12 protein-coding genes are annotated in these 11501 nt (G+C 47.8%); 8 read left to right on the top strand and 4 right to left on the bottom strand.

Annotation, left to right across the window (positions count from 1 at the left end; translation table 11 throughout):
- Positions 1–498 (top strand): protein-L-isoaspartate(D-aspartate) O-methyltransferase (locus Q0338_RS03905; protein WP_298085616.1); only part of this gene is annotated, 498 nt, incomplete at its 5' end.
- 190 nt (positions 499–688) lie between these two features.
- On the top strand, positions 689–907 hold the full coding sequence (locus Q0338_RS03900) for a hypothetical protein (protein ID WP_009494786.1): 219 nt from the start codon (positions 689–691) through the stop codon (positions 905–907).
- Positions 908–1182: 275 nt separating this feature from the next.
- On the opposite strand, the gene Q0338_RS03895 is transcribed toward Q0338_RS03900, so the two are convergent.
- From Q0338_RS03895 to Q0338_RS03885, 3 genes are all read right to left on the bottom strand, one after another.
- Positions 1183–3180, bottom strand: coding sequence for a TonB-dependent receptor (locus Q0338_RS03895; protein WP_298085615.1), 1998 nt, complete (start codon positions 3178–3180; stop codon positions 1183–1185).
- 230 nt (positions 3181–3410) lie between these two features.
- Positions 3411–4982 carry a single-stranded-DNA-specific exonuclease RecJ gene (gene recJ, locus Q0338_RS03890; protein ID WP_298085614.1) on the bottom strand — a complete coding sequence of 524 codons (1572 nt, stop codon included), beginning with the start codon at positions 4980–4982 and terminating at the stop codon, positions 3411–3413.
- Positions 4972–5124, bottom strand: a complete 153-nt coding sequence (locus Q0338_RS03885) for a hypothetical protein (protein ID WP_298085613.1) — start codon at positions 5122–5124, stop codon at positions 4972–4974. The genes recJ and Q0338_RS03885 overlap by 11 nt, the downstream gene beginning before the upstream one ends.
- Positions 5125–5298: 174 nt before the next feature.
- Here Q0338_RS03885 and Q0338_RS03880 point away from each other — a divergent pair, with 174 nt between their 5' ends.
- Genes Q0338_RS03880 through Q0338_RS03865 form a run of 4 tightly spaced genes read left to right on the top strand, consistent with a single transcriptional unit; the run spans position 5299 to position 9076 of the window.
- Positions 5299–6411, top strand: a complete 1113-nt coding sequence (locus Q0338_RS03880; RefSeq protein ID WP_298085612.1) for an ABC transporter substrate-binding protein — start codon at positions 5299–5301, stop codon at positions 6409–6411.
- On the top strand, positions 6408–7463 hold the full coding sequence (locus tag Q0338_RS03875; protein ID WP_298085611.1) for an iron ABC transporter permease: 1056 nt from the start codon (positions 6408–6410) through the stop codon (positions 7461–7463). The genes Q0338_RS03880 and Q0338_RS03875 overlap by 4 nt, the downstream gene beginning before the upstream one ends.
- Entirely contained in the window at positions 7457–8230 is a 774-nt protein-coding gene (locus Q0338_RS03870; protein WP_298055175.1) for an ABC transporter ATP-binding protein, read from the top strand. Before Q0338_RS03875 ends, Q0338_RS03870 begins: the two co-directional genes overlap by 7 nt.
- A 3-nt stretch (positions 8231–8233) precedes the next feature.
- Positions 8234–9076 (top strand): hypothetical protein, encoded by an 843-nt coding sequence (locus Q0338_RS03865; protein WP_298085610.1) that lies wholly within the window; start codon positions 8234–8236, stop codon positions 9074–9076.
- A 22-nt stretch (positions 9077–9098) separates the two neighbouring features.
- Here the strand turns inward: Q0338_RS03865 and Q0338_RS03860 are convergent, their stop codons facing one another.
- Positions 9099–10763, bottom strand: coding sequence for a CTP synthase (locus tag Q0338_RS03860; RefSeq protein WP_298085609.1), 1665 nt, complete (start codon positions 10761–10763; stop codon positions 9099–9101).
- 132 nt (positions 10764–10895) lie between these two features.
- Between Q0338_RS03860 and Q0338_RS03855 the strand changes: the two genes are divergently transcribed.
- Entirely contained in the window at positions 10896–11111 is a 216-nt protein-coding gene (locus Q0338_RS03855) for a DUF4492 domain-containing protein (RefSeq protein WP_298085608.1), read from the top strand.
- Position 11112: 1 nt separating this feature from the next.
- The coding region (locus tag Q0338_RS03850; protein ID WP_298085607.1) for a cytochrome ubiquinol oxidase subunit I at positions 11113–11501 on the top strand (389 nt) is incomplete at its 3' end.

Genomic DNA, 11501 nt, shown 5'->3' with positions numbered 1-11501 from the left:
TACAGCCTAGACGCTCAGCCCATCGGCGGCAATCAATGGATCAGCTCGCCTCTAACGGTAGCCAAAATGACGCTAGCGCTCGAAGCCGAAGATATCGACAACGCCCTAGAGATCGGCTGCGGTAGCGGCTATCAGGCGGCGATTTTATCGCATTTGGCGCACAGGGTTTTTAGCGTCGAGCGCATCGAAAAGCTCGCGAGCGAAGCCAAAAAACGCTTTGAGGCGCTTAAAATCCACAACGTTCACGTGCGATTTGATGACGGAAACGTCGGCTGGAAGAGCTATGCGCCATACGACAGGATCTTGCTTTCAGCGGCGGCGCAGCAGGTGCCTCAAACACTTTTTAATCAGCTAAAAAACGGCGGTATTTTAGTATCTCCTATCAAAAAAGACGGCAAACAGTTTATCGTCAAATTTAAAAAAGACGCTCGCGGCGAGATAACGCAAAAAGCGCTTGACGAGTGCTTATTTGTGCCGCTTTTGGGCGGGATAGAGTAGCGCGGTTCGTCAAATTTGACGCTACAGCTTAAAAAGCAGCGCGTTAAATTTAACTACTCAAATTTAACGCTGCTTTTAGTACTAAATTTAACGCATTTATGCTGCCACACTCGCCTACCCAGCAAATTTAGCCATACGTTAAACCTAAAACTGTATAATCATCATACAAATTCTTAGCAAAGGAGCTAAAATGGCAACAGATCGCGAGTTGGTTAATTTCTCAGAGGAACACGAGCTAAACACGGTGCTAGCAAGACACGGCAAGGCTCAAAGCATCGCAAACCGCGAGGTGCTTTGCGAGCTCGGTAAAGAGTGCAAGGAAAAACTAGGCAAAAGAGTGCTAACGCAAGACGAATTTGACGAGTTTTTAAAACCCGTTTTAAATCGCTTGGAAGATAAAAGAGCTTAAATTTCGGGGGATTTCCCCGAAATTTCTATCAAATTTTCTAGTTAGATATTCCGCCATTTTTAAATTTATTTCTTTACATCACTATAAAAATCTCCAAATTTGCCAAATTTAATGCTCGCTTTGGTTAAATTTGACTTCAAATTTAAAAACCCGCCAAAACAAACAAAGTATCGCCAAAATCCCAACGCGGCAAATTTAATATTAGCATAAACTCGGCGCAGTTCCGAGAGAAAACAATCCAAACCGAACCGCGCCGTATTTAACCGAGCTACGCCCTAAAAATGCACCTTAAATTTCGCCCAAAAGCTTCTGCCGGGCTCATAAAGCCTCGTGCCGTTCGGGATAGTCTCGTAGCCTGCGATACCGCCGCCGTAGCCGCCTTTTGAGTTATGATAGGCGTATTTGGCGTCGTTTAGGTTTTCCGCCGCTAGCAAAAATTGATAATTTTTGTATTTATAGCCCGCGCTTAGCCCCAGCGTCCAAAAGCTATCGCTCTTGCCCAGGTCCATGCCGCCCACGTCGCCGTAGCCTTTTTGCGCGCGGTTTTGCGACGCGTTAGCGTAGAAGTCGGCTTTGACGAACCAGTCGGGCTTTTCTAAACCGGCGCTTAGTTTAAACGCTAGAGGCGAAACCTTAGGCAGCGCGTCGCCGTCTTTTAAGCCGCCCGCGTTTTTAGTCACCTTGCCGTAGACGTAGGATACTCCCGCCCCCAGCCTAAACATATCGGCTAGCAGCGTAGTGCCCTCTATCTCGCCGCCGTATAGCAGGGCGTCGGTATTAAAGGCGTCTGAGGACATGCCCATAGGATTATATTTTAGCATGATATAATCATCCATCTTTGAGACGAAAAAATTCGCGCTTAGTTCGTAGTTTTGATCTTTTAGCACTGCGCCAAAATCCAGCTGAGTATTTCTTTCTTTACGTAGCTCTAAGTTCGCGTCCTTGTTCGTTTCCCAGTGATCAGGTAGTCTTTGTGCATGCCCTAACCCAGCATAAAGCGTTAAATTTTGTAGATATTTTTCGTATCTAAAAAAGCCTGAGAATAAATTTTCTTTCCTGCTCTTATGCGTTTTTAACAGTTTTCTCTCGCCCGCGTCCAGCCTAAGTCCGCCAAAAAGCCCGTAGTCGTTTTCAAGGACGTATTCGTTTTGAGTGTAGATCGTTTTATACGTTACCTTGCGCTCTTTTACGTGCGGCTTTGATACGGCTGCGTCCATTTCGGCTTTAGATACGCCGGCTCCGCCCGTTCCGGCGCCTCTCCACTTAAATACATCCTCAGAGTACCCAGCGCCAAGATAGCTTGTTAGATTGTCGAAATTTAGCTCGCCTTCTAGCTTAAAGCCGTACATATCGCGTATCGGGTGGCTGATGCTATATCCCTTGCCGCGTCCCGTGCCCGGCACCACCGGACGCATGGTGAAGTTGTCCATTATGTGATCGATTTGATGATAGTACGAGCTTAGCCTGATCTTGTGCTCGCCGACGTCTTGTTCAAATTTGAGTCCGAAAGATTTACGGTCAAACTGCACGCCGTCCCTCATCCTGTCGGCATACGCCGCTTCGCCCTCGCCCAGATCCGCGCTTAACTGCAAGGCGGTAGTTTCCGTGGGCGTTAGCGTGCCTACTAGCGAGACGCTGTTACGTTTATAGTGCGTATGCATTTTCTGTCCGCCGCCGCTTTTATAGTCGCCGCTCTCATAGTGTCCGCCGGAAACCTCTATGCTGCCCAGCTCATTCCCCGCCGCTACGTCCGCGGTAGTTTCAAACCGCTTAAAACTGCCGCCCAGCACGCTTACGTTTCCTCCGAAGCTCGGTTTTGACAGCCTTGCTATCTCTCTATCGAAAAATATACCGCCGCTAATGAGCGCGCCGTATCTGACGTCTTGCGGGCCTTTTACGATACGAACCGAGCTGTAGTTTTGCGCCGAGATGTAGGTGATGGGCGTATCCATGCGCATGCCGCAGCCGCCGTTTAGCGTGCTACCGTCGATAAGTACGGGCAGCCTAGCCGCCGTCTGCGAACGATAATAAACCTCGCTGCCGCCTCCGCCCTTACGCTCCATCGTAAAGCCGTTCAAATTTGAAAGCGATTTGGCGATATCGCTGTTTTCCAGTATCGCGCCTTTTCCGGCTATTTGGGCGTTGGTCGGCTCGTCGAGGGCTGATTTTTGCATTTTTGACGAGACGGTAACGGGACTCAGGCTTATCGCTTCCTCGGCGCTAAGCATCAAATTTGACGCCATGGCCAGTGCCAAAACGTAAGAAATTTTCATTTTCGCTCCTGCAAAATTAATATTTAATATTGAAATTGAAGCAAAAATAAACTTAAATAAAGAACGAATATTTATGTAATGTTAATTATTTTGTGTGAAATTTAGCTCAAACCGTGCTATTTAGGCAGTTTGCGTTAAGTGTGTAGAAAAGTAACTTTAACGGATTAGAATTATAAATTTAAGTAATCTCGGTTTCATCAAATTTGAGTTTAGCGAAACCGAGATTAAATTTACAAAATCTCTTTTACTAGTAGCTGCGGCGTGACGAGTCCGCGAAACGAGTTTTTCGATACCGAAAAAACGAGGTCGATGCTCTCGCCCGCATGCGGCTCGCGAGTGAAGTTAAAAAACAGCGCTTCGAGGCATTTGCCGTCTTTTTGCAGGATGAGTTTTAGATGATTTTGCTCCCTGCCGATTAGTTTTTTGTTTTTGACGACGGCGGATTTGATCTCAAAGAGCGGGCGCGGATTTTTCTGTCCGTAGGGCTCGAAATGCTCCAAAATTTCAAGCAGCTCAAAGTCCACTTCGCCGGCTTCTATCTCACCCAAAGGCTCGTCAAATGCGCTAAATTCGTGCAAATCCATCAGCATACACGAGCTATTTATCGCGGTTTTAAACGCTTCTAAATTTGCCGGATCTATCACGATGCCGGCAGCTCCCTTGTGCCCGCCGTAGCCCGCGAGTAAATTTTCGTGGCTAGCGATGAGCGAGAGGATGTCTAGCTTGCCCACGCTTCTAGCGCTGCCTTTGGCGCGGTTTTCGTCGATGCTAAAGACGATGGCGGGCTTTTTAAACTGCTTTGCCAGACGCGAGGCGACGATGCCGATGACGCCCTCGTGCCAGCCCCTGCCCCAAGTCACGATGATGTGCTCGTCCTCGCGCACGTCCTTTAGCGAGCACTCAAAAAGCGTGCGCTCCTCCTCCTTGCGCGAGTTGTTAAAGCTCACGATGGTGTCGAGGCACTCGCAGGCGCGGTCTAAGTTTTTGGCGCGCAAAAACTCAAAAGACACGCTCGCATCGTCCATACGGCCCGAGGAGTTGATGAGCGGCGCGATGAGAAAGCTGATGTCGTCGCACTCGAATTTATCCTTGCCGTAAAGCTGCTTTATCGCCGTAAATGCAGGCCTGCGCGAGCTGTTTAGGCGGTTTACGCCAAGCTTAACTAGGATGCGATTTAGGTCGCGAAGCTCCATCATATCAGCAATTATCGCGATAGCGAGGAGATCGAGAAATTTACCCATATCGTAGTTGATACGGCACACGTCTTTTAGCGCGCCCACTAGATACCACGCGACCTGAGCGCCGCAAATTTCGACGTTTGGAAAGTGGCAATCCTTTTGCTTCGGGTTTATGATCGCGTAGGCATCAGGCAGGACGTCGGGCGGCATGTGGTGATCGGTGATGATGAGATCGATGCCCTTTTGCTTGCAAATTTGAGCCGCGTCGTTTGCCGAGATGCCGTTGTCTACGGTCACGATGAGGCCGGCATCCGCGATCTCCTCGACGATTTGCGGATTTAGCCCATATCCGTCGCTAAAGCGATTTGGGATACGCACGAAATACTCGCTAACGCCCAAATCATCGAAAAACTCAGCCATTATGACGCTAGCAATCACGCCGTCCACGTCATAGTCGCCGACTATGACGATCTTTTCATTTCGCTCGATCGCGCGTTTTATGCGCTCGGCACCCTTAAATACATCCTTTAACGCATCAGGCGTAGGAATTTCTGAAAGTTTTTTGTGAATGTCATTTTCAAATCTTTGGTTCAGTAATTCCTTTATTTTTTCCTTATTCAACATCGTTTTGACGGGCTTTTGCGTAAGCCTCGCCGTCAAATTTCGCCGCCTTGCCACCGTTTTTGCCTAAATTTTCGCTCGCCCCCGGGGTCAAATTTACCCCTACCGCGCCGCAAAAAAGGCTAAATTTTGGTTCAAATTTCATCTTTTTCCTTCTTTTTTATTTTCTAATGCGCAAATTATAGCTTTTTGAAATTTAATTTCTTATAATTTTAAACAAGTCGAAATTATATTTAAAATGATATTAGTTATTATATTTAACCATAGGTTAAGATGTATTTATGTATGATTGCGCTCTCATTTCAACAAAAGGAACGATATGAAAAGAACTTTTTTAAAAGCGCTGTTGGTGCTTTTTGCGGTATTTTCGGCGACCCAAGCGGCGGCCGAAACTAAGGTCATAAAAGACGTCTTAGGTCGCGAGGTAAAGGTAAATTTACCCGTTAAACGCATAGCTTTGGGTTTTTACTATACCGACTTTTTAGCCGTCGGCGGCACTAAGGCTTTAGATAAAGTCGTGGGCTTTTCAAAAGAGGTTTGGACGGACTGGACGCCTGCTAGCTGGGATCTATATAGCAAAGCGCTACCGCAGCTAAATAAGCTTGCGGACTTCGGCGAGGTAGAGGTCGGTACGTTCTCGGTAGAAAAAGTTATCTCTCTAAAACCCGATTTGCTAATACTCGCATCTTGGCAGTATAACGTGCTAGAGCCTGATTTAAAGCCTTTAGCCGATCTAAATATCCCGATAGTCGTGCTTGATTATAACCGCGAGAAGGTTGAGCTTCACGTAAAAAGCACTAAAATTTTAGGCGAAATTTTAGGCGAGGAAAAAAGAGCGGACGAGATCTCTAAACTATACGAAGACACCGTAAAAGAAGTAGGCGACCGCATCGCAAAAGCAAATTTGCCTAAGCCTAAAATTTACATAGAATTTGGCCGCGGCGGTCCTGACGACACAGGGATAACCTACGGTAAAGATATGTGGGGTTCGCTGATAGATTTGGCCGGCGGAGATAATATCGCAGCCGATCTAGTCGAGCAGTGGGCACCCATCAACGCCGAGCAAGTCATAGCCGCAAAACCCGACGTTATAATGATAACAGGCCGCGAAACCGAACTAAAAAAAGAACCGACTGCGATGGTAATGGGCATAAACATAGATAAAGCCGAAGCGTTAAAAAGACTGGACGGATTTAAAAAACGCGTCGGTTGGTCAGAGCTTCCGGCTATCAAAAATAACCGCTTATACGGCCTATATATGGGCGCGTCAAGAACGCTTGCGGATATGGCGATGGTGCAATATATCGCAAAAGCTTTGTATCCGCAGCTATTTAAAGACGTAGATCCGATAAAGACCTACGTTGATTTTCACAAAAAGTACTTGCCTGTCGTTCCCGTCGGAACTATAGCCATCCAAGCGGACGAAAAATGAATAAAATAAGTTCCGAAGAGGTCGTAAAGGCTCATAGAAAGCGCGAATTTAAACGCTTAATCATCATCTTGAGCTTTATAGTCGTGGGTCTTGTATCGATGGTGTTTGATATCGGTACCGGGCCTGCGATGCTCTCGCCAAGAGAAGTCGTAGATACGCTTTTACAGCCGATTTTAGGCGGCGAGCAGGATAAATTTTTATACCACATCGTTTACGATATCAGGCTTCCCGTAGCGCTTATGGCTTTAGTCGTAGGCGCGGCTTTGGGAGCGGGCGGCGCAGAGATACAGACGCTTTTAAACAACCCTATGGCAAGCCCCTATACGCTGGGACTTGCCGCGGCGGCAGGGTTTGGCGCATCGCTGGTGATGGCGTTTGGTTCGTTTGGACTGCCTCAAATTTACGCCGTGCCTATCGGTGCGTTTATCATGACGATGTTAGCGGCGTCTATACTGTTTTTGTTTTCGATGATGAGGCGATTTGGGTCGGCTACTTTGGTTTTAGTCGGTATCGCGCTTTTGTTTTTGTTTCAGTCAATGCTCTCTTTGGTGCAGTTTTTGTCCGCGCCCGAGATTTCGCAGGCGATTTTGTTTTGGCTGTTCGGTAGCCTCCAAAAGGCTAAATGGAGTACGCTGGCCGTCGCTACGGTCGTAACGGTCGTATGCATCTCGCTACTGATGCTAAATACTTGGGCGCTAACGGCTTTGAAACTGGGCGAAGAGCGAGCCAAAAGCATGGGCGTAAATTTATCCGCCCTTAGGATTAAAATTTTGCTTATAGTTTCGGTTATGACGGCTACGGTTATTAGCTTCGTCGGCGTTATAGGCTTTATCGGTCTGGTCGCTCCGCATATCGCTAGAAATTTAGTCGGCGAGGATCAGAGATTTTTCCTGCCTACTACTATCTTCGTCGGTGCGGCGTTTTTGTCGATAGCTTCGGTACTTTCTAAGGTTATAAATCCGGGCGGACTCTTTCCGGTCGGCATCATCACGGCGTTTGTGGGCGTGCCGTTTTTCTTCTGGATCATCCTCTCAAGGAAAAACGTATGCTAGAGCTTAAGAATTTAACGATATACCGCGGCTCGCTTTGCACGGCAGATGCCGTAAACGCTAGCTTTGAAGAAGGCAAGGTTTACTCCGTACTAGGGCCTAACGGCGCAGGCAAAACTACGCTCATAAGCGCGATTTTCGGCGAGATGGGCTATGAGGGCGAGATTAAATTCGGCGAAGAGAGGTTAAATTTCAAAAACCATTTCTCGTGGAAAAAGAAAATCGGCTACATGCCCCAAGATAGCTACGTAGACGCGAGTTTAACGGCTCTTGAGGTCGTTTTGCTAGGGCTTATGGATAGTCTCGGGCTTTATCTAAAAGACGAGCAAATAAACTCGGCCGTAGAGATAATGAAAAAACTAGGGATTTTACATCTAGCCGGTCGCGACGTGATGCAGCTTTCGGGCGGTCAGCGCCAGATGGTGATGTTTGCCTCCGTGCTTATCAAAAAGCCTAAAATTTTACTTTTGGACGAGCCTGTTTCGGCTCTTGATATGCACCATCAATGCGTGCTTTTGGACTGCGTTAGGAAATTTACGCGCGAGCACGGTATAACTACCGTGATGATACTGCACGATTTATCGCTGGCGTCGCAGTTTAGCGACGAGGTGTTGCTACTAAGCGACGGCAAGATAAAAGCCAAAGGCGAAGCTAAAAAAACCATAACTAAAGAGCTAATACAAGAGCTTTATAAAGTAAACGTGGATATTTTTTACGACGATGCCGGCGTACCGGCCGTAGTCGCAAAGTCGGCATTTGGGGTAGAGTAGCGCGTGAGGATTTTTATCTTAAGTTGCCTTGCTTACGCAAAGGGCAACGAGGATTTGCGAAATTTAAGCCGCGCGTTTAGCGACGGCGGCGCGCCGTGCGAGATAGTACCGTGGCAAAATTTAGACGTCGGTTCGCTAGACGAAGATTCTTTGATTTTGCCGCTTGCGGCTTGGGATTACAGCCTAGACGCGGCTAAATTTTTATCGTTTTTGGGCGAGCTTGAAAAAAGCGGAGCGAAGATAATAAACGGCGCCGAGATCGTGCGCTGGAATTTATCGAAAAAATACCTCTTAGAACTTGAAGCCTTAGGACTTCCCGCGATCCCTAGCACGCTTTTAAACGGCGATGAAAATATAGAAGAGCTAAGGCGAATTTGCCCGGGCGGCGTGATAAAACCGCTCGTCGGACAGAGCGGCAACGGCGTAGCTAAAATCGACGAAATATCAAATTTAAGCGAATATAAAAACGGAGCTTTGCTTCAGCCTTTTATCGAAGAGATCGCCGTTAGCGGCGAAATTTGCTTGATATTTTTAGGCGGCGTTTTTTCTCACGCCGTACGCCGCTCGCCTGCTAGCGAGGATTATAGGGCAAACTCGAATTTCGGCGTTAAGATTAGCTCGGTAGAGCCGCCCGTAGCCTTTTTAAACATCGCGCGAGACGTTTTAGCTAGGCTTGCCTTTAATCCCGTCTACGCAAGGATAGATCTAATCGGCGCAAAAGATAAAATTTTAATCAACGAAGTCGAGCTTATCGAGCCTAGTCTTTATTTTAGCTACGGCAAAAACTCTACCGAAAAATTCGTAAAAGTAATCCTGGATAAATTTGTCGCGGAAAAGAAAATTTAGAGCCGATCGGCTCTAAATTTGATTATTTTGGGTTTCCTAGGCTAGCCTTGATAAAGCCCAAAACTACGGGATTTGGATTTGTTAGGCGGCTGGTGAATTCCGGATGAAACTGCACGCCGACGAACCACGGATGTGAGTTTTTGGCGCCCGCTGCAGGCGAGCTAAGCTCGACGGCCTCGATCAGTCCGTCGCTCTCGCCGCTAACTATCAGGCCGTTTGCTTCAAATTCGGCTCTGTATTTCGGATTTGCCTCGTAGCGGTGGCGGTGGCGTTCTTTGACGCTTTTAGCGCCGCCGTAAATTTGACTTAGCAGCGAGCCCGGCTTCACGTCGCAGGCGTAAGCGCCAAGCCTCATCGTGCCGCCGACCGGGCTTTGGTGCGTGCGGATCTGCGTCTGGCCGTGCGCGTCGATGAAACTATCGATGAGGTAGATGATAGGATTTACGCACTCGGGCTTAAATTCGACCGAATTTGCGTCCTCGAGCTTTAGCACGTTGCGGGCAAACTCGATGAGCGCTAGCTGCATGCCTAGGCAGATGCCAAGATACGGCACGCCGTTTTCGCGGGCGTATTTGATCGCCTCGATCTTGCCGCTCACGCCGCGCTCGCCAAATCCTCCGGCAACTAGCACGCCGCCTACGTCTTTTAGTAGCTCCTCGACGTTTGAGGGCTCGATCTTCTCGCTATCTATCCACTTTAAATTTACCCTCGCGTCAAGGCTCGCGCCCGCGTGGATGATGCTCTCGGTCAAGCTCTTGTAGCTCTCTTTTAGATCGACGTATTTGCCCACAAATGCTATCGTGGTCTCTTTCGTCGGCGCGATGATGCGCTTAACTAGGCTGTCCCAGTTGCGCATATCAAGCTTTAGCTCGCCCAAATTTAAAATTTCGGCGATCGGCGTTAAGACGTCTTGGTTATAAAACGCGAGCGGCACCTGATAGATGCTGGCCGAGTCGATGCTCTCGATGACGCAGTTGCGCTCTACGCCGCAGCTGGCGGCTATTTTATCTTTTAACTCGCGATTTAGCGGCTGCTCGGCGCGGCAGATGATCATATCGGGACTAATGCCGATACGGCGCAGCTCGCCGACGCTGTGCTGGGTCGGTTTGGTTTTTAGCTCGCCCGCGACTTTTATAAATGGAACGAGAGTTAGGTGGATATTCATCGCGCGTTTGCGGCCGACCTCGATGCGAAGGGCGCGGATAGCCTCCAAAAACGGCAATCCCTCGATGTCGCCTACCGTACCGCCGATTTCAACGATCAGTATGTCGCGACCCTCGCCCGCCTTTTTGATGCGATCAACGATCTCGCCCACGATGTGCGGGATGACTTGGATCGTTTTGCCTAGATAGTCGCCTCTGCGCTCTTTTTCGATGACGGAGCTATAAACGCGGCCGGTCGTGAAGTTGTTATCCTGGCTTAGGCTCTCGTCTAAAAATCTCTCGTAGTGCCCCAGATCCAGATCCGTCTCCGCGCCGTCGTCGGTGACGAAAACCTCGCCGTGCTCGAGCGGACTCATGGTGCCGGGATCTACGTTGATGTACGGGTCAGCCTTTAGCATGCTTACTTTTAAGCCCGTGTTTTTAAGAAGCGTGGCGATAGAAGCCGCCGCGATGCCCTTACCTAGCGAACTTAGCACGCCGCCCGTTATAAAAATATACTTTGTTTCGTTTAGATTTTTTTGCATATCGCGCCTTTTAAATTTTTAGCGAGATTATACCTTATTTAAAATTTATAAACGCTTGAGAGCATAAATAATTTTGCAAGTCTAAAACTTTAAAATGATATTTTAAGTTAAATTTCTGTAGTATGTTAAGTTATGATTAAAAAATATCTCAAAAACATCTCGTCTTTGTATATCGACGGCTTTAGGAACATGAAGCTCGGAAAGAGCCTGTGGCTGGTGATAGCTATCAAGCTACTTATAATGTTCGGGATTTTAAAAGTATTTATCTTTGATGAAAGTTTAAATTCAAAATTTGAGAGCAACGAGGCCAAAGCCGACTTCGTAATCTCAAATTTGACAAAGGAATAAAATGTCTGAAATCGCTTCGGTCGATTGGTCGCGCGCGCAGTTTGCGCTCACCGCGATTTACCACTTTTTGTTTGTTCCGCTCACGCTGGGACTTAGCTTTATCATCGCCATTATGGAGAGTATTTACGTCAAAACCGGCAGCGAGCAGTGGCTAAAAATCACCAAATTTTGGCTCAAACTCTTCGGTATAAACTTCGCTATCGGCGTGGCTACCGGTATCATAATGGAATTTGAGTTCGGCACCAACTGGGCGAACTACAGCTGGTTTGTCGGCGACATCTTCGGCGCGCCGCTAGCTATCGAGGGCTTGCTCGCGTTTTTTATGGAGGCGACGTTTTTTGCCGTTATGTTTTTCGGCTGGGATAAGGTTAGCAAGAAATTTCACCTCAT

Source organism: uncultured Campylobacter sp. (assembly GCF_938018145.1).
GTDB lineage: Bacteria > Campylobacterota > Campylobacteria > Campylobacterales > Campylobacteraceae > Campylobacter_A.
This window is presented reverse-complemented; position numbering and strand designations above follow the sequence as displayed.